Source organism: Caballeronia sp. J97 (genome assembly GCF_905220305.1).
Taxonomy (GTDB): domain Bacteria; phylum Pseudomonadota; class Gammaproteobacteria; order Burkholderiales; family Burkholderiaceae; genus Caballeronia.
Window position 1 is genome coordinate 70,292 of sequence record NZ_CAJMZL010000028.1, and the last position, 24,753, is coordinate 95,044.

The window sequence follows — 24,753 nt, forward strand, 5'->3', positions numbered from 1 at the left end:
GTCGATGTCGGACTTAAAAACGCCGCCGCCCGGCATGTGGCCGGTGCTGTACGCCTATTTCGATGCGCTGAACCGGCTCGACAGCGACGCCACGCGCCGGCAGATCGACGCGACCATCGCGGCGGGCGCGCCTGCGATCGTCACGCTCGGTCTCGCGACGGAAGTCAATCGCCTGTCGGAGGACGAAAAGCGCACGATGATCGACGTGTGCGCCGCGCATATCGCGAAGCGCGTGCCGCTCGCCGTCACCATCACCGGCGATAGCGTCGATGCCCAGGTCGCGCTCGCCGGCCATGCGCTCGAACGCGGCGCATCGTGGATCATCCTTCAGCCGCCGTCGATGCGCGGCGAGCCCGAGGCGTTCTACTACGACTTCTTTGCATCGGTGCTCGAACGAACCGGCGCGAACGCGGGCATTCAGAACGCGCCGGAATATCTTGGCGTGGGACTGTCGGCGGAATCGATCGCCGCGCTCGCGGCCGAGTGCCCCAACTTCCGCCTGCTGAAGGGCGAAGGGCCGGCCTTGACGATCCGCGCGACCATCGAACGCCTGCGCGCGCTCGAACAGACGCTCGCGGTATTCAACGGGCGCGGTGGTCAGGAGCTCATGGACAACCTGCGCGCAGGTTGCGCCGGACTGATCGTCGCGCCTGACGCGTTCGATCGTCAAGTCGCCATTCACGACGCTTTCGTCGAAGGCCGCGAGCACGACGCCGAATCGCTATACGCGGACACGCTGCCGGAGATCGTCTTCGTGATGCAGTCCCTGGAAACGCTCACCTGTTACGGCAAGCGCATCGCGGCGTGGCGCATGGGCTTCGATGTGCTGCACGATCGCGGCGCGCGTCCGACGCAGTTCGGCCTCGAATGTGCGCGCCGTTTCGCGCAACGCCTCGGCCCGACGTCGCGGGTGTTGCGTCGTTGAATCATCGGACCGGGCGGCGCGTGAAACGCTGCTCGGTCACCGACGTGCCCCATTGCGTGCCTTCGGCTTCATCGGTCAACGCGAAGCCGAACGATTCGTACAAGTGGCGCGCCGCATCGAGACTCTTGAAGGTCCACAGATACGTCTCGTCATAATGTGCGTCGACGAAAGTCATCGCGCGTGCCATCAATTGCCTGCCGACGCCGCTGCCGCGCAAGGCATCGTCGATGATGAACCAGCGCAGATGCGCTTCGCGCGTGACGAGATCGCCGTCGATCGCAAGCGAGCCGAGCGTGCGTTCGCCTTCCATCACGAGCCACAGCGCCTTGCCTTGCGCCGGCAGACTTTCGGCGAACGCGGCCAGCTCGGTCGCGACCTTGCGCTCGAAGAACACGCCGAAGCCTGCATGATGCGCATAGAAGCGCGCGTGCAGGCTCGCCACGTCGCCGATGCAGCCCGGCCGATAGCCTTCGATGATGCGCGCGCTCTCCGTATGCGCGGCCTGCGACGTCTTGTGGTCGTGACCGTGCGCGAGCGCATCGGCATAGAGCGCGAGCGAGCGCACGAGGGTCTGCTGATCTTCGGGCACCATGCGGCGCAGCGCGTCGGATACCTGATCGGTCGCGAACTTGTCGATCTTTCTGCGCAGCTTCTGCCCCGCCGTCGTGAGATACAGTTCGGACGAGCGCGCATCGTCGCTCGATGTCTGCCGCATGATCAGTCCGGCCGCTTCGAGGCGCGCGATCTGCCGGCTCGCATTCGATTTGTCGAGCCGGAGAATCTGCGCGATGTCGCGTGCCTGAATACCGGGCGTCGCGCCGATCTCGATGATCGCGTGCACCGCCGAGGGCGCGAGCCCGCTGTCCGCCAGCGTGTTGCGCATGAAGCCCAGTTCGCGCACGAGCTTGCGCGAAAACTCGCGAAGTTCGAGGATGGTCTTTTCGCGGGATTGAACGGGGGTGTCGATGAAATCCATGACGTCTCCATCGGTTGCGAAGCGCAACCAGATTCGTTCAATTTAGTTGCGACCCGCAACTTTCGCAAGAAAAATCGTGTTCCCGAAAGTTCTCACCTTTAGCCGCTTTCGCGCGTGAGGACGCGTGCGCGCTTCGGTTCCACCGCGCGCAGCAGCACGATCGCGATGCCGCCCCACGCGAACTCGCGCATGCGTCGCAGCAACGCGAACGAAAGCGCGGCCTCCCGCTCGACGCCGAACGCCGATGCAATCGCGACGATCGTCGCTTCCTGAACGCCGAGTCCCGCGGGCGCGATGAATACCGCGTTGCGCACGGCCTGCGTGAGCGATTCGATGGCGATCGCGCCAGCGACGGACACCGGATGACCGAGCATCGCGAAGGCCGCATAGACTTCGACCGCGCCGAGCACGTATCCCGCGAACTGCCACGCGAACGCCCGCGCGAGGAGCGGCGTGCGCCGCAGCAACGCGCGAATGTCGCGATCGAGCCGCTTGCCGTCGAGTCTGGCCGCCAGTGCGTGAGCGGGATCGAGCCAGCGCCGCGCGATCGCTTCGAGCCGATGGAACGGCGCGCCCCTGTGAGCGACGACGAACGCCGCGATGCAGACAGGCAGCGAAGCAATCAGCCCCGCGCCGATCATGTCGCCGATGCCGCGCGCATCGCTCGCGTGAAAGCGCAGCAGCAGGAGGCCGAGGATCGCGAGCGCGTATTGCACCGCGATCGTCACGAGCATTTCGACGATCACCGACGCGCTCATGCGGCTCACATCCGGCGTATAGCGCGTACCGAGCCGGATGCCCGCGAGTTCCCCGCCGATGCCGAGCACCGGCAACAGTCGCCCGACCGCCTCACGCACGACGGCGATCCACCAGAGCGCGGGCAGGCCGATGCATTTGTCGAGCAGAAGCTGCCACGCGCGCGCATCGAGCAACAGCGGCAATGCGTGCAGCGGCACGAGCCACACCAGCACGGGGCCCGTGCGCCCGATGAGCGTGAACGCATCCGCAATGCCTTCGTGCAACGCGAGCGCGACCAGCAACGCGACGGCCGCCGGCCAGCGCAGCCACGCCACGCGCTTGAGCCAGGTCCTCACGTGACTGGCTCCCGCGTGGGCGCGTGGCCGAACACATCGGCGAAGCCGCCGTGCATTGCGCCCGTCGCTTCGATTGCGCGGGCCACGCGCGGCGAGCACAAGGCCGCCAGTTCGTCCGCATGACGATAGTCGCGCATCGCGGGCGTCAACGGCGCGCCGTCCGTCGCGGGATGACTGTAGATTTCGAGCAGGCCTTCAGGCGCCTTCGCGAGCAGCGCGAGCCACGCGGCTTCATCCATGCGGCCGGTCGACGCGATACCCGCGACCCAGTCGTTATGATCGACGCCCGCGTCATCGAGGCGCTTCTTCATCAGCGCGACCCATGGCTTGAGCAAGAGCGAACCATGCATCTCGCGCGGCAGCCGCATCGCGCGCATGCCGAATTGCGGCCCGATCTCGAGGATCAGCTCAAGTACCGTCGGATGCAGGTGAAAGTGCTTGTGCACGTTGACGTGATCGAGCGCGAGTCCGGTCGCGGCGAATGCGTTGAACTGCGCGAAGATCTCATTCGCGAGTTGCCGCCGCACGCTTCGCAGCAGATGGAAGCGCACGCCGTTTGCGAACATCGAGCCTTCGAAGTTGCCGCGCGCATCGACGAGCTCGGGTATCGACCAATGCGGCAGCGAAGCGGCGCCATCGGTCAGCACCAGATGCAGACCGACGCGCAGGTCCGGCAACGCGCGCGCGGTCTTCACCGCGTCGTGCGCGGCGGGTGCGCCCACCATGAGGCTCGCGCACGTGAGCACGCCCTCGCGATGCGCGCGCGCCACCGCTTCGTTCACGCGCTCGTGCAGGCCGAAGTCGTCGGCGGTGACGATGATCCCGCGCACGACATCACGCCTCGTGCGCGCGCAGGAAACGGAAGAATTCGACGCCTTCGCGCAGGCGTCGCTTCATCATGTCCCAGCTCGTGAGCATCTCGCGCACGATCTCCCAGATCTTCGACGGACGAAAATAAAAGCGCTTATAGAAGCGTTCGAGATCGTGATAGATCTCTTCGCGCGACAGATGCGGATAGCCGATCGCGGCGAGTTGCACGCCTTCCTTGCTGACAAGATTGATGACCTTGTTCTCCGCGAGCCAGCCGTTTTCCACGGCCTGCTTGTACAGCGTCGTGCCGGGATAGGGCGCGGCGAGCGACACCTGGATCGTATGCGGATTGATCTCCTTCGCGTATCGAATGGTCTTCTCGATGGTCTCCTTCGTTTCGCCCGGCAAGCCGAGGATGAACGTGCCGTGCACCTTGATGCCGAGCTTGCGGCAATCGTCGGAGAAGCGTCGCGCGATATCCGTGCGCAGCCCTTTCTTGATGTTCAGAAGGATTTGATCGTCGCCGGATTCGTAGCCCACGAGCAGAAGCCGCAGGCCGTTGTCCTTCATGATCTTGAGCGTCGAATAAGGCACGTTCGCCTTCGCATTGCACGACCAGGTGACGCCGAGCTCGCCGAGCCCGCGCGCGATTTCCTCGACGCGCGGCCGGAAGTCGGTGAATGTGTCGTCGTCGAACATGATCTCCTTTACCTCGGACATGTTGTCGCGAATCCACTTCACTTCGGCGAGCACGTTCTCGACCGAGCGTACGCGATAGCGATGCCCGCCCACCGTCTGCGGCCACAGGCAGAACGTGCAGCGCGAACGGCAGCCGCGTCCCGTATAAATCGACACGTACGGATGCTTCAGATAGCCGATGAAATAGTTGTCGATCTTGAGATCGCGCTTGTAGACCGGCGCGACGAACGGCAGCTCGTCCATGTTCTCGAGGATCGGGCGCGCTTCGTTGTGTTCGATCGAGCCGTCGGGCAGCCGATAGCTGAGTCCCTTAATCCCGGCGAACGCGCAGCCTTCGGCGATCTCCTTGCACGTGAAATCGAATTCCTCGCGGCATACGAAGTCGATCGCCTCGCTCGCGGCGAGCGAGCCGTGCGGATCGACGGCCACCTTCGCGCCCACCATGCCGATCAGCACGGAAGGCGCGCGCGCTTTCAGATGCTCGGCGAACAACGCGTCGGTGGGAAACGACGGCGTGCTCGTATGGATGACGACGAGCTCGTACTGCGCGGCGATATCGAGCGCGGCGTCGACGGACAGGCCGTCGGCGGGCGCGTCGAGCACGCGGCTGCCGGCGATGAGCGCGGCGGGCTGCGCGAGCCACGTCGGATACCAGAACGAACGTATTTCGCGCTTAGCCTGATAGCGCGAACCGGCGCCGCCATCGAAGCCGTCGAAGGAGGGCGCTTGCAGAAAGAGCGTGTGCTTCATGATGCGAGTTCCGGTGAATGCGTCATTGACTGTCGGAGGCGTTGGCGTCGTAGCGTTGGCCGGGGGCGTCGAGCGGAATGCGCACGCCGCGCCACACGACGCTCGATCCGAACGATGCGCTGAGCCACTGGAGCCACATCAGCAGGTCGCGCAACGGAATGAGCGGCAGGTCGCGCCAGAACGCGCGCCACGAGCGCGCGCTTCGCGCGTGCAGCAAGAGCCGCGCGGAGAGACCGAGCGATGTGCTCAGATCGACGATGGTGTCCGCGATGGTTTGAGCGGGATCGGTGCCGTGCTCGAATCCGAGCCCGAGTAACGCGCTCGTCAGAAGCCACGGCGTGGTGAACGTAAGGCACAGGCACGCGAAGCCGAGCGGATTGAGCGAGCGGATCGTGCGCAGCCAGCGCGTTTCGCGGCTCCAGAGCGCGGCGAGGTCGCGTTCGATCACATCGGTTGCGACGACCACATCGGACAGCACCGTGCGCAAGCCGTGCGCGCGCGCGTGCTCCGCGAGCCAGTAGTCGTCCGCGAGACAGTCGCGCAGCGCGACGAAGCCGCCGACCTTCGCGAGCGTGTCGCGCCTGAGCGCGAGCGTCGCGCCGAAGCCGAAGCGGTTTTGCCCGAGCACATTCGCCACATGCACCGAAGGCGCGAACCATTCGTCGATGAAAAGCGCGCCGATGCGCGACCAGAAGCCACCCACACGCCGCGCGCGATACAGGCATGTGACGACCCCGACGTCCGCATCGGCGAGCGGCTCCGTCACGCGCACGAGATAGTCCGGCTCGACGGCGATATCGCTGTCCGCGATCACGATCACATCGTGCTTCGCGCGCGCGGCGAGGTTGATCAGGTTGGCGACCTTCCGATTGCTGCCATGCGCGGTGCCGTCGATCACGAGCTCGATATCGTGGTTCGGAAAGGCCCGCATGAGCCGCTCGACGACGCCGGCCGCGGGATCGTCCGCGCTCGCCACGCCGAACAACAGTTGATACGACGGATGCGACTGCGTGCAGAAGGTCTGGAGATTCGAGTAGAGACGCGGCTCGATGCCGCAAAGCGGCTTCAGTACGCTGACGGGGCCGGGCATGTCGCCAACGCGCGGCGTGCCGGCAGTCCCGCGCAGCCCTGGAAAGGCGAGCGCCGCGAGCGTCGCGTGGCAGGCCGCGGCGCAGCACAGCGCGATGACGAGCCACAAGAACAACGGAACCGAATGCGCTGTCATGATCGCTTCGGCTGCATGCAGCAAATCGACGACGGCATGATGATCCCCACGGTTGCCTTGCACGTCGCAACGGTTCGAACGTGCATCGAGAACCCGAAGACTGCCCGTCCAAACCTTAAGATATGCTTAGGTAAGCGAACGAATGCACATTGAAATACGCGTGAAAGCGATGTGTATCCTCACGCCCGGCACCTGTCGTGGACGAAAAAAACCCGGCTCAGGAGCCGGGTGAAGGAGATCGGGCGCGTTTCCGAGGTCACGCCCGACCGCGTGGCACTCTGCACGACGCCGCAGCGCATTTGCACGCGTGCGCGGCGCCTGGTCGTAATCCGGCCGGATGAAGTTCCACATGAAGTTGCACGAGCCAGTCGCCTGGACCGTTGCCGTCGATCACGAGCTGGTCGGCGGCCCATGCGATGCGCCTTGCCGCCCTGGCCGCATCGAATGCGAGTTTCGCGACGCGCCGCACGACGAGCACGATGCCCGCCGCGCTCGCGAGCGTCGCGAGACGCACCGTTGTGGTTTCGAGCGCGTGCACATGGCCCGTGCAGCCACAGACCGTGAGCCACGCCGCATCCGACGCGGCTATGCACAATGCAATCAGCACCGTGTTCGCACGCAGGGAAACGAGAGTGGACGCTCGCATCGGCATCTCCGGGGCCGCACGGCCGCGAATCGGCGCGCTGGACGGTATAGTGCGTGGGCGAACCTTATGCGATGCTTAAGCCGGCGGCGCACAAAGCCGGTAACGGAGACATAATGTGCGGCTGCGCGCACAACTTAAGTGGCGCTTAAGCATGCAGGCCGGAGAATCGGCGGCGACCTTTTCGAGCCTGGAGAAAGCGCATGCGCCTGTTATTGGTGGAGGACGACGAGATGATCGCGGAGACCGTGCTCGCCGCGTTGCGCCGCGCGAATTACACCGTGGACTGGGCGCAGGACGGGCGAGCCGCGGAGCTTTCGCTCGGCAACGGCGTGTACGACCTCGTGTTGCTGGACCTGAACCTGCCCAAGCGCAACGGCCTCGACGTGCTCGCGACCTATCGCAAGAACGGCGGAGACGCGCCCGTGATGATCCTGACCGCGCGCGATGCCGTCGACGACCGCATCCGCGGCCTCGACGCCGGCGCGGACGACTACCTGATGAAGCCGTTCGATCTCGACGAGCTCGCGGCCCGCGTGCGCGCGCTGCTCAGACGCCGCACGGGGCACAAGCATCCGGTGTATTCGCACGGCGAGCTGACGCTCGATCCCGCTGCGCACGAAGCGACCAAGGGCGGCGTCGCGCTCAATCTCGTGCCGCGCGAGTTCGCGCTGCTGCAGGCGCTGATCGAGGAGCCGTCGCGCGTGTTTCGCCGCCCGGAGCTCGAAGAGAAGCTTTACGGCTGGGGCGAGGAAGTGGGCAGCAACGCGATCGAAGTCCATGTGCACAGCCTGCGGCGCAAGATCGGCGCGGACGAGATCGTGACGGTGCGCGGCGTCGGTTATCGACTGAAGAGGATCGGATGACCTCGATTCGCCGATGGCTGCTCGGCTGGCTCATCTGCGGCCTCGGCGTTGCGTGCCTGATCGCGGGCATCGGCATTTTCAGCGCCGCGCGCCTGGAGGCAGGCGAGCTTTTCGATTATGAACTGCGCACCGTCGCGCTCTCGCTGCCGCAGAACATCGGCGCCGAAGACGTCGCGCTCGGCCGCAATCCCGAACTGCACGGCATCGCGGACGACCGGCTCGTCATCGACATCTGGGACCGGACCGGGCGTCTCGTTTACCATTCGCCGCACGAGCCCGCGCTGCCGCGCTTCGGCGTCGGCTTCCAGTCAGTGGAGCGGGAAGGCTATCTCTGGCGCGCGTTCGGCGTCGCGCAGCCGGAGCGCTTCGTGCAGGTGGCCCAGCCTTATTTCATTCGCGACGATCTCGCGCTGTCCCTCGCGCTGCGCACGATCTGGCCGCTGGCCCTGCTGATTCCCGTGCTCGTCGTGATCGTGCTCGTCGTCGTTGCGCGAGGGCTTTCGCCGGTGCGCTGGGTGTCGCAAGCGCTCGCCGCGCGCTCGCCGGAATCGCTCGAACCCATTGCGTTCGACAAGCCTATGCCCGACGAGCTGCGTCCCCTCGTCAATGCGCTGAACGATCTGCTCGTGCGCCTGGGCGAGGCATCGCATGCGCAGCGCGCGTTCGTCGCGGATGCGGCGCATGAACTCCGCACGCCGCTTACCGCACTGAAGCTGCAAATCCAGGGCGCGATCGGCGATGGCTCGCTTCAGGTCGACGGCGCGACGCTCGCGAAAATCGATGGCCGCCTGAACCGCCTCATCCATCTCGCGCAGCAACTGCTCAGCATGGCGCGCGAAGATGCCGCGCGCGAAGCGGCCATCGCGCCGATGAGTCTGCGCATGCTCTGCGAAAGCCGCGTGAGCGACTTCTCGTTGCTGGCGGAAGCACGATCGATCGACCTCGGTCTCGAACTCGAACACGCGCGGGACGATCACGACGCGTTCGTCGTCATGGGCGACACGCACGCGCTCGCGGTGCTCGTGAACAATCTGCTCGACAACGCGATCCGCCACACGCCGCATGGCGGCCGCGTCGATGTGACGTTGCGGCGCGAGACCGAAGGCATCGCGCTGACCGTGCTCGACTCCGGACCGGGCATTCCGGACAGCGAGATAGAGCGGGTATGCGACCGCTTTTATCGATGCATCGGCACGACGGGGCACGGCAGCGGGCTGGGACTCGCGATCGCACTGCGTGTCGCGCAGCGGCATCACGCGACGCTCGAAATCATGAACCGTGACGATGCCAGCGGACTCGTCGTTTCGGTGCGCGGCTTGCGCGCGGTCGCATCGGCGCGCGCGAAGGATATCGTCAGTGGAATGCATGCGTGAATGAAAGCGCAAGAAGCGGGGCGTCGCGCGGATGCCGCCCGGCGAAGCTTGCTTGTTTCCTCCTTTCATGCCGGCCCATCATGAAGAAGCTCGCCTTGCTATGCGCGTGTGTCGTGTGGACCGGCGTTGCGCTTGCGGCGCAAGCGCCCGTCGCGGCGTCGGATGCGGCATCCGAGCCGAAGACCCTGAAAGAGCGACTCGGCGACAAGGCGAGCGACGACCAACGGGTGGACAATTGCCACGTGCCGGTCGAGCAGCGCGGCACGAAGGTTCGTCCTGACAAGTGTGCGCCCTGAAGCGTGCGCGGTTGTGGTACCTTTAGAGGATGAACCATTTGGTACAAATTCAAGGAGCCAGCCTTGTCTTCGACTCAAGCTTCATCCGTACTGCGCCTCGGCATTCTCGGCGGCGCGAATATCGCCAGGCAATTCACGCGTGACGTCCGACCGAGCGAGAAGGTGCGCGTCGTCGCGGTCGCGAGCCGCAGCGACGAAAACGCAAGAGCCTTCGCCGAAGCGAACGGCATCGAGAAATGGTTCGGCAGCTACGACGCGCTGCTCGCGAGCCCGGATATCGACGCCGTCTATATTCCGCTGCCGAACAGCCTGCATGCCGAATGGGCCATCAAGGCGGCGGACCACGGCAAGCACATCCTGTGCGAGAAGCCGCTCGCGCTCGATCGCGACGAAGCCGCACGCATGTTCGAAGCCGCTGACCGCAACGGCGTGATGCTGCTCGAATCGTTCCCGTATTACTTTCAGCCTCAGACCGCCGCGATGATGGCGCTGATCGGCGAAGGCGCGATCGGCGAGGTGCGCGCCATTCAGGCGAGCTTCGGCTTCACGGTGGGCAATCCCGGCGCGAACATCCGCATGAAGCCGGAGCTCGGCGGCGGCGCGTTGCTCGATGCGGGCAGCTATCCGCTGAGCCTCATTCGTCTCGTGATGGGATGCGCGCCGCAACGCGTCGATGCGGTCGCGACGTGGGCGGGCAGCAACGTCGACATCAGTCTCATGACGACGCTCATCTATGCCGATGGCCGCCGCGCGCAGGTCTCGTGCTCGATGGATGCGGCGAATCATCGGTACGCGACGATCATCGGCACGCAAGGCACGCTCGATACCGAGTATCTCAACCACACGAGCGCGGAGACCGCCGGCGACCAATACGGCTATCTGCCGAGCCAGATGCGCGTGCGTCGTGGCATTCCCAATTCCGTGCCGTTCGAGCCGATCGTGTCCGAAGCGGGCAGCGGCTTTTTCTTCGCGGCGGAAAGTTTCGCGCGCATGGTCGCGACGCGCGATGCCGCCGCGATCGAGTACTACGCGCAAGTGAGCCTCGACAATGCCGCGACGCTCGCGGCGATCATCGAAAGCGCGCGCAGCGAGAAGCCCGTCACGCTTTGATATTCCGAAGCGATTCACGCGCCGCGGACGGCGCGTGAATCTTCTATCGGCGCTTCACGATCACGACCTCCATATACTCGCTCGGCACCACGAGCGATGACGGTCCCGCCACATTGCAGCGTTTGAGCAGGCCGTCGATGTCGCGTTCGAGATCGGCCTGCTTTTCCGAATCGAGCGCCGCGAACGCGCGGTGCACCGGTCCGTAATAATCGCGGAACACCCGCAGCCAATGCGCGCTCGATTCATAGCGCATGTTGAAGTGCTTGCGCACGCAGCGAATGTCGGCGGCCTCGGCGCCGAAAAGCGCGACGAGATGCGGCTCGGTCCCCCACAGCGCGGGCGATTGCAGCCCTGCGGGCGGCGGCACATAAGCGCCGATGATCTTGAACAACTGGCCGATGAAACCCTCGGGCGTCCAGTTCGCCATGCCGATGCGTCCGCCGCCCTTCGCCACGCGCAGCATCTCGCTCGCGGGACGCTTGTGATCCGGCGTGAACATCGCGCCGAACGTGGATAGCACGACATCGAAGCTGCCGTCGTCGAAGGGCAGGTCTTCCGCGTCGGCGACCTCGAAGTCGACCGCGAGCCCTTCGGCTAGCGCGCGCGCACGGCCCTTTTCCAGAAGAGCGGGAACGTAGTCGGTCGACGTCACGTGCGCGAAGCGGCGCGCGGCGGCGAGCGTCGCGTTGCCATTGCCGGCGGCGATATCGAGCACGCGCTCGCCCGCGCGCACATCGATCGCTTCGGCGAGCATCTCGCCGACGATCTGCAACGTCGTGCCGACGACCGCAAAGTCTCCGCTGGCCCAGGTGGCCTGCTGCCGGGCCTTGATCGAGGCGAAATCGGGTTGCGGACGGGTCGCCTCGTCGCAGACCGTGGATGTATTCAACGCATGCATGGTTCCTTCTCCAGTGTGCGGATGATGTGTCGAGCATCGCCCTGATGGCGGGCACGTGCAGTATCCCGTTACCATCGCTTCGACGCCTGTCCGCGAGTCGCTGCGAATTGCCCGTTCGTCCGCTTCGTCTTCGCGCCGCGTCATGGCAATGCTTGCGTACCCGCGGGAGCCGACATGAGCCACGACATCCTTTCCGATGTGCTGCGCACGGTGCGCCTGCGCGGCGCACTCTTCTTTCACGTGAGCGGCAATCGCAACTGGGCGGCCGAAGCGCCGCCCGCGCGCGATATCGCCAGCATCGTCATGCCGGAGTGCGAGCACGTGATGGAGTATCACGTCGTGACGCGCGGAAGCTGCTGGGGCGCGATCGTCGGAGAAGCGCCGGTGCGTCTCGCGAGCGGCGATATCATCGTGTTTCCGCACGGCGACGCGCATGTGATCTCGAGCGCGCCCGGCATTCGCGCGGAGATCGACGTCGGCGCGCTGTCGGCGAAGATCGATCAGTTGCCCTTCACGCTGACCTATGACGCGGTTGAAGCGCGCAACAATCCCTGTCCCGACGACGCATATGAAACGATGCTGGTGTGCGGCTTCCTCGGCTGCGATCTGCGACCGTTCAATCCGCTGATCGCGACCTTGCCGCGGCTTCTGCATCTGAAGGAGAGCGGCACGCAGGGCTGGATTAATCACTTCATGCAGCAGGCCGTCGTCGAATCCCGTTTCAAGCGGCCGGGTGGCGAAGCGATGCTCGAACGCATGAGCGAGATGATGTTCGTCGATGCCGTGCGCCGTTACGTCGACGTGCTGCCCGATGAAAGCCGCGGCTGGCTCGCGGGCCTGCGCGATCGTTTCGTCGGACGCGCGCTTGCCGTCATGCACGATGCGCCCGCGCACGAATGGACCGTCGAGGAACTCGGCGAGCGCGTGGGCCTCTCGCGTTCGGCATTGCACGAGCGTTTCGTCGACATGATCGGCTTGCCGCCGATGCAATATCTCGTCAACTGGCGCATGCAGGTCGCGTCCGGGCTGCTGCGCAACACGAACTCGACGATCGCGGTCGTCGCGCAGGACGTCGGATACGCATCCGAGGCGGCGTTCATTCGCGCGTTCAAGCGACTCGTCGGCAAGCCGCCCGCAACGTGGCGCCGCGAAAAGAGGCGCGCGGAGGCCGTGACGCAAGAGCCTTGAGCGATTCGAATTGACGTCCGCCGATTCTCTGACTAGAGTCAGAGATATGAACCCGACCGATATCCGCCAGATTCGCAGCTTCAATCGCACCGTTGCCGAGGGCATCGGTGCGCTCAACGACCATTTCCTCGGACGAGGCCGCCCGATGGGCGAGTCGCGGCTCGTCTGGGAGATCGGTGCCGAGGGCGTCGATCTTCGCGTGCTGCGCGAGCGGCTGGGTCTCGATTCGGGCTATCTGAGCCGCACGCTTGCGGCGCTGGAGCGGCAGGGCCTCGTCGCGGTCGGGGCTCGTCCCGATGACCGCCGGGTGCGCCGCGCCACGCTCACCGAAGCGGGCCGCGTCGAACGCGATGAACTCGAGCGGCTTTCTGACGCGGTCGCCGGCGGCATGCTCGCGCCATTGAACGACGCGCAGCGCCAGAGGCTGATCGCAGCGATGGCCGAAGTCGAGCGCTTGCTGCAGCCCTCGCTGGTTCGCTTTGCGATCGAAGATCCGACGAGCGCCGATGCGCAATGGTGCATCGATCAATACTTCGCGGAGCTGAACGCGCGCTTCGATTCGGGCTTCGATCCGTCCGTCAGCCTGTCCGCCGACGCGCACGAATTGACCGCGCCGCAGGGCGCGCTGATCGTGGCGAGGCTTCGCGGCGCGGCGATCGGTTGCGTGGCGCTCAAGTTTCACGGCTCGTCTCCGGCCGAGTTGAAGCGCATGTGGGTAAGCGCGGCCGCGCGCGGGCTGGGCGTCGGACGGCGCTTGCTCGAAGAGGCCGAAAAGCTCGCGTTGCGGAACGGCGCGAGGGTGCTGCGTCTCGAGACGAACAAGTCGCTCGCGGAGGCGATCAGCCTGTACCGGCGCTCGGGCTATGTCGAGGTTGCCGCATTCAGCGCCGAGGCCTATGCGGATCACTGGTTCGAGAAAGCCTTGCGTTGACACCTCTCGTCAGCGCGTTCCAGTCAGCGCGATGACGAGATCGAGAAACGCGCGCGTCTTCGCCGGCGGATGATGTCGCGACGGATAGAACGCATACAGCGGAAAGCGCTCGTCGGGCCAGTCAGGGAACAGGTCGACGAGCTTGCCATTCGCGAGCAGGTGCTCGTGACCGAGCAGAAGAATCTGCGCGATGCCGTGGCCCGAAAGGAGCGTGCTCAGCATCGTGCCCGGATCGTTCAGCGTAAGACGGCCGCGCGTGTCCACGGCAATGCGCTTTCTCCCGCGATGAAACTGCCATGCGAACGGCCGACCCGTTTCGGGATCGCGAAACTCGATGCACGTATGGGATTCTTCGGCGAGTGCCTGCGGCGTCGCGGGCTTGCCGCGCCGCTTGAGATATGACGGCGCGGCCACCGTGCGCACCGGCGTATCGAGCAGCTTGCGCGCGACGAGACTCGAATCGCGCGGCTCGCCGAAGCGCACGGCGAGATCGAAGCCGTCCGCGATCATGTCGCCGAGACGGTCGCTCGTGATGAGTTCGAGTTGCAGATCGGGATGCGCCTTGAGGAACGCATCGAGCTTCGGTCCGAGCAGAAGCCGCGAGAAGATCGGATCGACGTTTACGCGCAGTCGCCCGCGCACGGCCGTCGCGCCCTCCGATGCCATCGTCGCCGCTTCCTCCAGGCCGGCGAGATGCGGCATCACGTGTTCGAAGAAACGCCGGCCGTCGTCGGTCAGCGACACGCTGCGTGTCGTGCGATCGAAAAGACGAATCTTCAGACGCGCTTCGAGACGCGCGATCGCACGGCTCACGCCGGGCTGCGACATGCCGAGACGATCGGCGGCAGCAGCGAACGTGCCCGCATCGACGATCGCCGCGAACACGCTGATGCCGTTGAGAATGCGTTCGTTGAAGCCCGCCATACATGCCTCCGCGTCATGGATCGAACGGCATTCATGATATCGCGGCGCGGCGCGTGTGACGCTCGAAAAGCGGGCGCAAAAAAAACGGGCCCCGAAGGGCCCGGCAAATCACTCCAACACGGTCAACTTTATGCGTGGCGAGCCTTGGCGACCTTATCCACGGAGATCGAGTCGGCACGCAGACGCTCATACTCTTGCTCGCTCATCGGCACGGCGTCCTTCTTGCCCAGATCGTTCAGGCGGATGCGATACGTCTCACGCGCCGAGTAAGCCGCGATCGCCGCGATGATCGTCACGCCCAGGGCAATCGAGCCGACCGTCAGCGGGATGTTGTTCGATCCCGGGGGCGCAACCGCGGCGAAGAGTGCCGGCAGCAGCGCGGTGATGGTCGTGCCGATGTTCTGTGCAATCGCCATCGCCGAGACACGCGAGCGGGTCGGGAACAGTTCCGGATAGAAGCTCGGGAAGATCGCGTTATAGCCCTGGTACACGACACCCCACATCAGAAGCGACATCAGGAACGCGAGCGGCACGCTGTGGATGCTGATCGCGTAGAGATAAGCGAACGCCAGCACACCCGAGATCAGCGAACCGCCGATCATCATCGGACGACGGCCGATCTTGTCCGACAGATTGCCGACGAACGGAATCACCAGCACCGCGACGATGTTGCCGACCACCGGAATCCACAGATACACGCTCTTGTGGAAGCCGATGCCATACGAAGACTGCACCGCATACGCCGCACCGAAGATCGTCGCGACGACGGGAATCACGTTCATCAGCGCCATGCAGACGACGCGGATCATGTCGGGCGTGCTGTTGGCGAACGCTTCCTTGATCGGCGACTTCGGCAGATCGCCGTGCGATTCTTCGGACGTGAACGCCGGCGTCTCGTGCACTTCCTTACGGATGATGTAGCCCGCGACCAGCACGAAGGCCGACAGCAGGAACGGCACACGCCAGCCCCACGAGTTGAACATGTCTTCCGGCATGAACGTGGCGAGCGGCAGGAACACGGCAGCGGCGAGAATCTGGCCGGCCTGCACGCCCTGCAGCGTGAAGCTCGCGTAGTAGCCGCGACGTCCGAACGGCGCGTGCTCCAGAATCATCGAACTGGCGCCGGAGATTTCGCCGGCCACCGCGAAGCCCTGGATCAGGCGCAACACGACGAGCAGCGCGGGCGCCGCCATGCCGATCTGGTGATACGTCGGCAGCAGACCGACGGCCATCGTCGAGAAACCCATCAGGAACATGCAGATGAGCAGCACGTTCTTGCGGCCGTGCGTATCGCCCAGATGGCCGAGCACGAACGCGCCGATCGGACGCGCGACGTAACCCACGCCGTACGTCGCGAGCGACGCGATGATCGCCACCTTCGGATTGCCCGACGGGAAGAACAACTGCGGGAAAATGAGTGCGGCGGCCTGGGCGTAAATGAAGAAGTCGTAATACTCCAGCGCCGAGCCGATCCAGCCGCTCGCGGTCGCTTTTTTCGCCTGGCGGCCGCTGTGCGCGTCTTCCTTAGGGCTAGCCATAGAGATGTCTCCGAACAATGGGTTTATGGAGTTGAGCCTGGGAACCTGGCCGAGCGGCGGGGCATTCGAACCGGAATTGCGCGTCGCTCTGAAAGTGATTGGAGAATAAAAGCGCAACCCCTTTCGATCAACATTCTGTGATAAGTTTTGCGCGATTATCGAACGCGAGTGTCCGATAATCGATCACTTTGGGGGTTAGCACTAGCAAATGGCTTTGGTGGAGCGCCGAAACATCACGTGATCCATAACTAAACAAGCATGCGAGCATGACTAAACCGGAACTCGATAAGCGCGACTGGATAGCCGGTCTGGAAAAGGGGCTGGCGATCCTCGAAGCCTTCGACGATCAGCACGCGCGCATGACGCCGACGCAGGCCGCGACGCGCACGGGCCTCACGCGCACGGCCGCGCGGCGCTATCTGCTGACGCTCGCCCATCTCGGCTACGTGCAGACCGACGGCAAGCTCTTCAATCTCACGCCGCGCGTGCTGCGCATGGGATGGTCCTATTTCGAATCGGCGCGGCTGCCGCGCATCGTGCAGCCTTATCTGCAGCAGTTGAGCGCGCTGATTCACGAATCGGTGTACGTGAGCGTCCTCGACGACTGGGATCTCGTGATCATCGCGCGTAACGGCTCGACGCGCGTGATGACGACGGGCTTCGTGCTCGGCGCGCGCGTGCCCGCCGCGTTGATGTCGGGCGGTATCGCGATGCTCGCATACATGGACGAGACCTCGGTGCGCGGCTGGCTCGACGCGACCGAGTTCAAGCCCTTTACGCCGCTCACGATCACCAACAAGGAAAAGCTCTACGAGAAGATCCGGCAGGCGCGCGTGGATGGCTACGTCGCGATCGAGCAGCAGTTGCAGATGGGCGTGCGCGGTGTCGCGGTGCCGATGAAGAACCGGCATGGTGAGGTGGTGGCGGCATTGTCGGCGAACATGCCCATCGGCAAGGAGACGGGCGAGGCGGCGCTCGCCCGCGTGTTGCAGCCGTTGCAGGAGACGGCGTTGTCGATGTTGAACGTGATCTGACCGCAAAGGTGAGGGTATTCGGGAGCGGGCGCACGCTCGGGCGTGAAAGCCCCTTATCAAAGGGCCCGGCGCGCGTGCCGATCGAGCTAAAGGTGAGGCTTTTCGGGAGTTATCGGCGTTCTGTTCGAAGTCGACGACGAGACCAGCCTGACCCTGCTCCACGCGATGCACGAGAACGCGGAACAACAGGACGCGCCGTTATCCGGACAATCGGCGAAGGCGTGGCTCGGGTTCTACAGCGGCCTCACCGATCAGCAGAAGAAGACCTTCAGCGATGCGATGCGGCCGCAATTCGAGAACATCGCGCACCATCCGGCGCGTCCCTACGATCCGAGGACCGGACTCCGACGCGACGACGCTCAGGACGCACCCGTGAAGATCGGCCCTTGTCCACCCGGGCTGAAAGCGCGCGGCGCATGGTCGACGCTCGCGCCGGACTGATCGCGGGACGCCGATGCCGGCGCCGGATCGCGCAACGTGACAGCGGTCTCGGGCGTGATCGGCACGCTCGGCTGCGCAAGCAGTTCGGTCTTGCGCATCGAGCCTGCCGACGTCCCGAAGTAATACCCGATGATGCTGATCCACGCGGTCCCGAGCGCGCCGACCACGACGTTCACGAGATCGCGATTCGCCTCGGGCAACGCGCGCAACGCCATCAACAGCAGAATGCCGAAGAAGCCGCCGGTCACGCACATCGCGAGCACCTTGGGCACCCAGTCCTTGTTCGCGATGCCCATCGCGCGCGCATCGGCGCGATCGCCCGCCGCGATGCGCGCCATGTCCGCTTCGAATGAAAGGCGCGCCTGCGCGGCCGCCACCACGAGCTGCTGCAACTGCAGCGAGTTCGCGCTTTCGGCCTGACTGATCTTGTCGAGCGCCGCGGGATCGTTGAGCGCGGTCTCGACGACATCCGGATCGCTCGGCGTGCCGAGCGCATGCGAGATGATCGCGGCCGCCGTGCTCACGCCGAGCCCGACCGGCCCGCCGATGAGACCTGCCAGAAGAGGCGCCTTCGCGCCGATCGTTGCTGCCACTTTCGACCAGTCCATCATGCTGCTCCCAGTAGAAGATTCGTCGCCATGCGCTCGGTCCAGCCGCGGCTGAACGTCGGCCATGCATGCAGGCCCTTCAGATAACGCAATCGATACGCGACGAAGCGCAAGACGAAGCGCATCGGATCGGCGGCCTTCACGGCATCGACGGTATCGGGGCCGAACTTGCCGTCTTCCTTCGCGCCCGATGCCTTTTGCATCCACAGCACGACGAGGCCGCCGTTGTAGTTCGCATCGAAGATCTGGAACGCGACGCGCGGATCGAATTCGTCCAGATGCAGCGGATCCCAGTACTTCTGCTTGGCAATGCGCTTCGCGAGGTCGAGGGGCAGGTCCTTCATCGCGCCCGCGTAGCCGTATCCGCGCGCGACGCGCGCCGTTACGCCCCACATCGTTTCGCCGCCGGGGTCCGCCGGATGGAATGAGTAGCCGCCTTCGCTGCCGATCAGCGCTTCGAAGGCGTCATCGAAGTTGTTCATGGTGATCTCCTGGGCGCCTGCGCGTGCCGCCGGAAACTCGCGATGCGAAACCCGCGGCGCCGGAAGAAACGGGCCGGCACGCGAGGCGGCCGGCCCGGTCGCGTCAAGCAGTGGCAGGCAGTCATGACGCGACGGCAAGGCTTTATGCATCGGCTATGCCAGGCGACGTACGAGCGGCGTGCAAGCCTTGTGCGACAGGCCTTTCAAGGCGATGGAAAAACGTGCGAAGGAAAGCGGACTGTCGTGCGCCGGCCAACGATTTTCAGCGCGCTTGTTCGGTCCGCGCAGACATGGCCTGCTCATTCGACGCTCATTGTCCGCGCCTACGATGCAAGTCAACCGGGCGGCGCGCTACTGATCGAAACCATCGCACTGCCTTTCGTTGACGACGTTTCATCGAGGAGAAAAGCCATGCGCCACTATCCATCGGACAGTCCCCGCGCGGCGGCGCGCATTGTCGTGATGTCGCTGATCGCGGACGGGCATATCGGCAGTGCGGAAATCGAGGAGCTCGAACGGCGCGGATTCTATGCGCGGCTCGGGCTTCATGCGGGAGAGTTGCATGAAGTCGTGCGCGAAGTCTGCGAGGACCTCACGCAATGTTCGTATCTCACATGGGACGACGTCTGTCGCGTCGATCCGCATGTCGTGGAGCAGCTCGCGAAAGAAGTATGCGACGAGGACAGACGACGCGACGTGCTGATGCTCTGCGAATCGGCGGTGGTCGCGGACGGTTTCATGACTTGCACCGAAGCCGCCGTGATCGATGCGGTGAAGCGCGCCTGGCGCATGCATTGAATCGCGCGAACCATCGATCGGAGACGACATCATGCAACAGCACATTCTCGTGGCAGTGGGACCGGGATACAGCCATGCCGCGCTCGCGCTCGGCATCGCACGGGCCCGCGAATTCAATGCGCGCCTCACGGCGCTTCACGTGGTGGATCGCGCGCCGTTCTGGGCGATATCGTCCACGCAGTACGACTTCGGCGCGGCGTTCGCGCAGATCGACGAACTCGCGCGCGAAGTCGAGAAGCGCACGCTGCAGGCGATACGCGCATCGAGCATCAACGGCGTATGCGTGACGATGGACCTGCCGGGCGGCACGACGCTCGCGCGCGTGATCGCGCAGGCGGCGCGCGAGTTCGATGCGGATCTCATCGTGATCGGCCGCACCCAAGCCACGCACTGGCGCTTCTGGGAAGAGCGCGTGGCCGATGCAGTGAGCCGTCACAGCAATCGTCGCGTGCTCATCGCGTCGAACCGTGCGGGCAATGAAGCGCCCGTTGAAACAAAAGCGACACCGTTACGTTTTAACATCGTCGATTCGACGCAGCGCGTCACGACTCCAACGTACAGTTCCAGAGGAAGCTCGCCATGCCGGATCGCATCGTCAAACCGTCCCGACGCGCCTTGCTGAAGGGTCTCGTTTCCGGCACGGGGCTCGCGCTCACGGGCGCGGGTCTCGCCGATGCGCTCGCGCAAGGCGTCGCGCCCGCCGTCGTCACCGCCGACAAGTTGCGCCCGCAACTACCCGGCGGCGTGATGAGCGGCGATGTCACCGCGACGAGCGGCATCGTGTGGAGCCCCGCGGACCGGCCGTCGCGCATGATCGTCGAGTACTCGACGAGCGAGAGCTTCAGGACGTTTCAACGGCGCATCGGACCGGCCGCGCTCGACTCGAGCGACTTCACGGCGCGCGTCGATCTGACCGGCCTGCCGCCCGGCGCCGACGTGTTCTATCGCGTGCGCTTTCAGGATCTCGTCGATGGCAAGGCGTACAGCGAGCCGGTGACGGGACGCCTGCGCACCGCGTCGCTCGATGCGGACAAGCCTATCTGCTTCGTCTTCTCCGGCGATGAAGCCGGGCAGGGCTGGGGCATCAACGAGCGCTTCGGCGGCTATCGCATCTATGAAGCGATGCGCCGCGAATCGCCGGACTTCTTCATCCATCAGGGCGATCAGATCTACGCGGACGGCGTGATCGAACCGGAAGTGAAACTGCCCGACGGCACGATGTGGACCAACGTCGTCACCGAAGGCAAGTCGCATGTCGCGCAGACGCTCGCCGATTATCGCGCGGCCTTCGCATACAACCAGCTCGACAGGAACAAGCGCCGCTTCGCAGCCGAAGTGCCGTTCCTCGTGCAATGGGACGATCACGAAGTGCGCAACAACTGGTATCCGGGACAGGTCATCGGCGAAGCGGAGAAGCGCTATCAGACGCGCGCGATCGATCTGCTCGAAGCGCGCGCGAAGCAGGCGATGTTCGAATACAACCCGTATCGCATCAACCAGCTCGATCCGGAACAGGTGTATCGCGGCTTTCAGTTCGGTCCGCTGCTCGATGTGTTCATGCTCGACGAGCGTTCGTATCGTGGCGCGAACTCGCCGAACAGACAGACGCGTCTCGATGCGGACTCGGCGTTCCTCGGCTCGCAGCAGACCGCGTGGCTGAAGGCTTCGCTGAAGGCGTCGCGCGCGACATGGAAGGTGATTGCGAGCGACATGCCGATCTCGCTCGTCGTGCCCGATCTGAACCCCGACGTGCCGAAGGGCACCTTCGAGGCATGGGCTAACGCGGACAACGGCACGCCGTCCGGCCGCGAACTGGAGCTTGCCGAAATCCTGCGCTTCATCAAGCGGGAAGACATCAGGAACGTCGTGTGGATCACGGCGGACGTGCACTATGCGCAGGCGACGCACTACGATCCGTCGCGCGCGAAGTTCACCGAGTTCAAGCCATTCTGGGAATTCGTCGGCGGGCCGATCAACGCGGGCACGTTCGGCCCGAACGATCTCGACATGACATTCGGTCCGGAACTGCGCTACGTGAGCGTGCCGAAGGACAATCCGCAGAATCGTTCGCCGGCGTCGCTGCAGCAGTACTATGGCCGCGCGAAAATCGATCCGGTGAGCCGTGCGCTGACGGTCTCGCTGCACGACCTGAACGGCAAGTCGCTCTACGAAGTGAAGCTCGACGTCGAAGCCTGAGCATCGAAGCCTGGGTGACGATGCACGAGGACCTGCGCGCGAGTCTTCGTTGCCGCGCGACCTTCGACGCACTGGCCGAAGGTCTCGAAAACTACGCGCGGTAACGCATCTATCCGGCGAGCTTGTTCGCCAGTTCGGCGACATGCTTGCCCTGATAGCGCGCGATATCGAGTTCGTTTTGCGAGGGCTGGCGGCTGCCGTCGGGGGAGGCGAGCGTCGTCGCGCCATAGGGCGTGCCGCCGGAAATCTCGCTCATGTTCGTGAGTCCGGCGCACGCATACGGCACGCCGACGATCACCATTCCGTGATGCAGCAGCGTGTTATGGAACGACGTGATCGTGGTTTCCTGCCCGCCGTGCTGCGAAGCCGTCGACGAGAATACGCTGCCGATCTTGCCGACGAGCGCGCCCTTCACCCACAGTCCGCCCGTCTGGTCGAGGAAGGTGCGCATCTGACCCGCCATGTTGCCGAAGCGCGTCGGCGTGCCGAAGATGATCGCGTCGTAATCGGCGAGTTCGTCGATGGTGGCGACCGGCGCCTGCTGGTCGAGCTTCACGCCGATCTTCGCGGCCTGATCGGCGGGAATCGTTTCGGGCACGCGTTTGAGCGTGACTTCCGCGCCCGCGACGCTGCGCGCGCCTTCTGCAATCGCCTGCGCCATCGTTTCGACGTGGCCGTACATCGAATAGTAGAGAACCAGTACTTTCGCCATGATGTGTCCTTGTGTGGAGGGTGCATCGGATGGAGATGCGCGGTTCCTTGCGCGCCTTCAAAGATAGCACCGCGCAGCACATTCGCAAGGAACTGGCCTGCCCGCGCCCATCCGAAGCGTTCATGGACGCACGCGCCTTTCGTCGACGACACTGCCGAAACCCAAACCGGAGACGCAACCGCCATGAACGGTCACGCCTTGCTTAGCGCGAATCTGCTTCTCGCCTGGTCGGCGTATTTCGTCGGCACGGCGAGCCCCGGGCCGAGCAATCTCGCGATCATGTCGATTGCGAGCGCGTCCGGCCGGCGCGCGGCCTTCGCGTTCGCGGCGGGCGTGATGTCCGGTTCGTTCTTCTGGGCGATGCTCGCCGCGCTCGGTCTCTCCGCCGCGCTGACTGCGTACTCGGGCTTTCTCATCGCCGTGAAGATCTGCGGCGGGCTGTATCTGCTGTGGCTCGCGTTCAAGTCGGGACGCGCGGCGTTGAAGCCGCCGGTGCGCACATCCTCGGCGGATGCGCGGGGGCAAAGCGGCCGCAGGCTTTACGCGCGCGGCGCGCTGCTGCATCTGACCAATCCGAAGGCGATTCTCGTGTGGATGTCGGTGGCGGCGCTCGGTTCGTCGGCGGGCGAAGGGCCGGGACATATGCTCGTCGTCGTCGCGGGATGCCTGTGCATCGGCGTATGCGTGTTCGGCGGTTACGCCGCGCTCTTTTCAATGGCGTCCGCGCGGCGCGTCTACAACGCATCCAGCGCGGCCTCGATGCGTGTCTCGCGCTCGTGTTCGGCGCGGCGGGCATCCGGCTGCTGAGCTCGCGCGTGTAGCGGATTTGCCGCACCGTGTGCGGTTCGGCTTTTCATCCGGAGCATCGGCGGCTACGCTCAAGCAGACGCCCGATCAATCGCCAGAACGATGCCGACCGACGATTCTTCCTCAAGCGCGCGCCCGGTTCCGCGCGAAAGCACCGCAATCGTGGCCGATTTTGCGCGCATCGTCGGTGACGCGTTCGCCGCGCTCGGGCGCGAACTCATCGCGATCCGGCCGACGCCCGCGCGTGCGCTGTTCGGCACGCAGGCGATGCTTTCCGTCGGGCTCGCCGTGGCGCTCGCCTATGCATTCCATCTGAGTAACATCTGGTGGGCCGCGATCAGCGGTTTCGCGGTCATGCAGTCGAAATTCTCGGCGTGCGCGCAGCGCGGCGTGCATCGCGTGGTCGGCACGATCGCGGGCGCGCTGATCGGCGCAGTGGCGGGATCCGTGATCGGCGACGTGCCGTGGCTCTTCGTGCCGCTGCTCGGGGCGATCGTCGGCATGTCCGTGTATCGCGCGCTCGTCTCGGATGCGGGCTACGCGTGGGTGCTGGGCGGCGTGACGTCGCTGATGGTGACCTTCGAGGCGCATCGGCTCGGGTCCGCGGCGGCGACGGCGTCGTTCGCGCTCCTGCGCGTGGCCGAAGTGATCGTCGGGACGGTGGCGTGCGTGGCCGTGTCGGCGCTTTTTCATGCGGGCGTGCAGCAGTATCGGAACTCGCGCGGGGCGCGGCCGGTGCCGCGTGCGCAGGCGGCCTCCACGGTGGATCGCGTCGATGGCGTCAACGCGCAGACCGTCACCGTGCTGCCTTCCGATGCCGCCCAGGCCGTACAGGCGCTCGACGCGACCCACGTCGCGCGCGCCGAGCACACGGCGCTCGCGATGCGCAAGCGCCTCGCGTGGCAAGGCGCGTGGTCGGTGATGATCCTGGCGTCGCTCGCGTACGCGTGGAATCTGCCCGGCTTCGCGCAGGCGATGGTGACGGCGATCGCCGTGCTGATCCTGCCCGCATCGGCGCTCGGCAAGCCGACGAACAGGCCTGTCGCGGAGCGCATGATTCAGCGTTTCATCGGCTGCCTGCTCGCGGGCGCCGTGAGTCTCGCGTTGCTGCCGTTATTGGGCGACAACCCGCTCGCCTGCATGCTGGCGCTGTGCGCGGGCGTGTGGATCGGCTGTCACGTCCAGACGGGAACGCAGGGCGCGAGCTATGTCGGGCGGCAGTTCAATATCGCGTTCATCATGGTGTTCGTGCAGGATCACCATTGGTCATCGGACCCGATGCCGGCGCTGTTGCGGCTCGAAGGGATTCTGGCGGGGATCGTGGTGTTGTCGGCGGTGATGGCCGCGGGCGCAGCGTGGGCGGCGCGACGAGCGCCGCCCACGGCGATGCGGTGACGTTGCGCCACGCGCATCGCACCCTTCGTTTCGG

Annotated in this window: 24 protein-coding genes and 1 pseudogene; 13 read left to right on the plus strand and 12 right to left on the minus strand. The window is 65.1% G+C overall.

The window, feature by feature from the left end; genetic code table 11:
* The first annotated feature begins 4 nt into the window (after window positions 1-4).
* The gene (locus tag U4Y90_RS27885) at window positions 5-925 is read left to right on the plus strand and encodes a dihydrodipicolinate synthase family protein (protein WP_321799472.1); all 921 of its coding nucleotides are present in this window, start codon (window positions 5-7) and stop codon (window positions 923-925) included.
* A 1-nt stretch (window position 926) separates the two neighbouring features.
* Here U4Y90_RS27885 and U4Y90_RS27890 read toward each other — a convergent pair whose 3' ends face one another.
* The 6 genes from U4Y90_RS27890 to U4Y90_RS27915 form a co-directional block, all read right to left on the minus strand.
* Window positions 927-1,901, minus strand: a complete 975-nt coding sequence (locus U4Y90_RS27890; RefSeq protein WP_321799473.1) for a bifunctional helix-turn-helix transcriptional regulator/GNAT family N-acetyltransferase — start codon at window positions 1,899-1,901, stop codon at window positions 927-929.
* Window positions 1,902-1,999: 98 nt separating this feature from the next.
* A complete protein-coding gene (locus tag U4Y90_RS27895; RefSeq protein WP_321799475.1) occupies window positions 2,000-2,995 on the minus strand; it encodes a lysylphosphatidylglycerol synthase domain-containing protein in 996 nt (331 codons plus the stop codon).
* Window positions 2,992-3,825 (minus strand): hopanoid biosynthesis-associated protein HpnK, encoded by an 834-nt coding sequence (gene hpnK / locus U4Y90_RS27900; protein WP_321799477.1) that lies wholly within the window; start codon window positions 3,823-3,825, stop codon window positions 2,992-2,994. The genes U4Y90_RS27895 and hpnK overlap by 4 nt, the downstream gene beginning before the upstream one ends.
* Window positions 3,826-3,829: 4 nt before the next feature.
* The gene (gene hpnJ, locus U4Y90_RS27905) at window positions 3,830-5,254 is read right to left on the minus strand and encodes a hopanoid biosynthesis associated radical SAM protein HpnJ (RefSeq protein ID WP_321799478.1); all 1,425 of its coding nucleotides are present in this window, start codon (window positions 5,252-5,254) and stop codon (window positions 3,830-3,832) included.
* Between the two features lie 22 nt (window positions 5,255-5,276).
* The gene (gene hpnI, locus U4Y90_RS27910) at window positions 5,277-6,479 is read right to left on the minus strand and encodes a bacteriohopanetetrol glucosamine biosynthesis glycosyltransferase HpnI (RefSeq protein WP_321799480.1); all 1,203 of its coding nucleotides are present in this window, start codon (window positions 6,477-6,479) and stop codon (window positions 5,277-5,279) included.
* Window positions 6,480-6,735: 256 nt separating this feature from the next.
* Entirely contained in the window at window positions 6,736-7,125 is a 390-nt protein-coding gene (locus tag U4Y90_RS27915) for a hypothetical protein (protein ID WP_321799481.1), read from the minus strand.
* 200 nt (window positions 7,126-7,325) lie between these two features.
* On the opposite strand from U4Y90_RS27915, the gene U4Y90_RS27920 reads away from it, so the two are divergent.
* From U4Y90_RS27920 to U4Y90_RS27935, 4 genes are all read left to right on the plus strand, one after another.
* Window positions 7,326-7,988, plus strand: coding sequence for a response regulator (locus U4Y90_RS27920; protein ID WP_321799483.1), 663 nt, complete (start codon window positions 7,326-7,328; stop codon window positions 7,986-7,988).
* Window positions 7,985-9,361: an ATP-binding protein gene (locus U4Y90_RS27925; RefSeq protein ID WP_321799485.1), complete on the plus strand. Its 1,377-nt coding sequence runs from the start codon at window positions 7,985-7,987 to the stop codon at window positions 9,359-9,361. Before U4Y90_RS27920 ends, U4Y90_RS27925 begins: the two co-directional genes overlap by 4 nt.
* An 80-nt stretch (window positions 9,362-9,441) precedes the next feature.
* Complete coding sequence (locus tag U4Y90_RS27930; RefSeq protein WP_321799486.1) at window positions 9,442-9,657, plus strand: hypothetical protein; 216 nt, start codon at window positions 9,442-9,444, stop codon at window positions 9,655-9,657.
* Window positions 9,658-9,720: 63 nt separating this feature from the next.
* Window positions 9,721-10,767, plus strand: coding sequence for a Gfo/Idh/MocA family oxidoreductase (locus tag U4Y90_RS27935; RefSeq protein ID WP_321799487.1), 1,047 nt, complete (start codon window positions 9,721-9,723; stop codon window positions 10,765-10,767).
* Between the two features lie 43 nt (window positions 10,768-10,810).
* Here U4Y90_RS27935 and U4Y90_RS27940 read toward each other — a convergent pair whose 3' ends face one another.
* Window positions 10,811-11,665 carry a class I SAM-dependent methyltransferase gene (locus tag U4Y90_RS27940; protein ID WP_321799488.1) on the minus strand — a complete coding sequence of 285 codons (855 nt, stop codon included), beginning with the start codon at window positions 11,663-11,665 and terminating at the stop codon, window positions 10,811-10,813.
* 174 nt (window positions 11,666-11,839) lie between these two features.
* Here U4Y90_RS27940 and U4Y90_RS27945 point away from each other — a divergent pair, with 174 nt between their 5' ends.
* Entirely contained in the window at window positions 11,840-12,853 is a 1,014-nt protein-coding gene (locus tag U4Y90_RS27945) for an AraC family transcriptional regulator (protein WP_321799490.1), read from the plus strand.
* 10 nt (window positions 12,854-12,863) lie between these two features.
* Window positions 12,864-13,784 carry a helix-turn-helix domain-containing GNAT family N-acetyltransferase gene (locus U4Y90_RS27950; RefSeq protein WP_321799492.1) on the plus strand — a complete coding sequence of 307 codons (921 nt, stop codon included), beginning with the start codon at window positions 12,864-12,866 and terminating at the stop codon, window positions 13,782-13,784.
* 9 nt (window positions 13,785-13,793) lie between these two features.
* On the opposite strand, the gene U4Y90_RS27955 is transcribed toward U4Y90_RS27950, so the two are convergent.
* Both U4Y90_RS27955 and U4Y90_RS27960 read right to left on the minus strand, forming a co-directional pair.
* Window positions 13,794-14,708 carry a LysR family transcriptional regulator gene (locus U4Y90_RS27955; protein WP_321799494.1) on the minus strand — a complete coding sequence of 305 codons (915 nt, stop codon included), beginning with the start codon at window positions 14,706-14,708 and terminating at the stop codon, window positions 13,794-13,796.
* Between the two features lie 128 nt (window positions 14,709-14,836).
* Window positions 14,837-16,246, minus strand: a complete 1,410-nt coding sequence (locus U4Y90_RS27960; RefSeq protein ID WP_321799496.1) for an MFS transporter — start codon at window positions 16,244-16,246, stop codon at window positions 14,837-14,839.
* A gap of 266 nt (window positions 16,247-16,512) precedes the next feature.
* Here U4Y90_RS27960 and U4Y90_RS27965 point away from each other — a divergent pair, with 266 nt between their 5' ends.
* The gene (locus tag U4Y90_RS27965) at window positions 16,513-17,280 is read left to right on the plus strand and encodes an IclR family transcriptional regulator domain-containing protein (RefSeq protein ID WP_321799497.1); all 768 of its coding nucleotides are present in this window, start codon (window positions 16,513-16,515) and stop codon (window positions 17,278-17,280) included.
* Window positions 17,281-17,639: 359 nt separating this feature from the next.
* Here the strand turns inward: U4Y90_RS27965 and U4Y90_RS27970 are convergent, their stop codons facing one another.
* Window positions 17,640-18,329 (minus strand): hypothetical protein, encoded by a 690-nt coding sequence (locus U4Y90_RS27970; RefSeq protein ID WP_321799529.1) that lies wholly within the window; start codon window positions 18,327-18,329, stop codon window positions 17,640-17,642.
* The gene (locus tag U4Y90_RS27975) at window positions 18,329-18,811 is read right to left on the minus strand and encodes a glycoside hydrolase family 108 protein (protein WP_321799499.1); all 483 of its coding nucleotides are present in this window, start codon (window positions 18,809-18,811) and stop codon (window positions 18,329-18,331) included. Before U4Y90_RS27975 ends, U4Y90_RS27970 begins: the two co-directional genes overlap by 1 nt.
* A 411-nt stretch (window positions 18,812-19,222) precedes the next feature.
* Between U4Y90_RS27975 and U4Y90_RS27980 the strand changes: the two genes are divergently transcribed.
* Genes U4Y90_RS27980 through U4Y90_RS27990 form a run of 3 tightly spaced genes read left to right on the plus strand, consistent with a single transcriptional unit; the run spans window position 19,223 to window position 21,805 of the window.
* Window positions 19,223-19,609 carry a TerB family tellurite resistance protein gene (locus U4Y90_RS27980; RefSeq protein WP_321799500.1) on the plus strand — a complete coding sequence of 129 codons (387 nt, stop codon included), beginning with the start codon at window positions 19,223-19,225 and terminating at the stop codon, window positions 19,607-19,609.
* A 31-nt stretch (window positions 19,610-19,640) separates the two neighbouring features.
* On the plus strand, window positions 19,641-20,231 hold the full coding sequence (locus U4Y90_RS27985) for a universal stress protein (protein WP_321799502.1): 591 nt from the start codon (window positions 19,641-19,643) through the stop codon (window positions 20,229-20,231).
* A complete protein-coding gene (locus U4Y90_RS27990; protein ID WP_321799504.1) occupies window positions 20,189-21,805 on the plus strand; it encodes an alkaline phosphatase D family protein in 1,617 nt (538 codons plus the stop codon). The genes U4Y90_RS27985 and U4Y90_RS27990 overlap by 43 nt, the downstream gene beginning before the upstream one ends.
* A 109-nt stretch (window positions 21,806-21,914) precedes the next feature.
* Here U4Y90_RS27990 and wrbA read toward each other — a convergent pair whose 3' ends face one another.
* On the minus strand, window positions 21,915-22,517 hold the full coding sequence (wrbA, locus tag U4Y90_RS28000) for an NAD(P)H:quinone oxidoreductase (RefSeq protein ID WP_321799506.1): 603 nt from the start codon (window positions 22,515-22,517) through the stop codon (window positions 21,915-21,917).
* A 183-nt stretch (window positions 22,518-22,700) separates the two neighbouring features.
* Here wrbA and U4Y90_RS28005 point away from each other — a divergent pair.
* Together U4Y90_RS28005 and U4Y90_RS28010 are read left to right on the plus strand one after the other, a co-directional pair.
* Window positions 22,701-23,338 (plus strand): annotated as a pseudogene (locus U4Y90_RS28005) (LysE family translocator).
* An 88-nt stretch (window positions 23,339-23,426) separates the two neighbouring features.
* Window positions 23,427-24,719 carry an FUSC family protein gene (locus tag U4Y90_RS28010; RefSeq protein ID WP_321799508.1) on the plus strand — a complete coding sequence of 431 codons (1,293 nt, stop codon included), beginning with the start codon at window positions 23,427-23,429 and terminating at the stop codon, window positions 24,717-24,719.
* The last annotated feature ends 34 nt before the right edge of the window (window positions 24,720-24,753 follow it).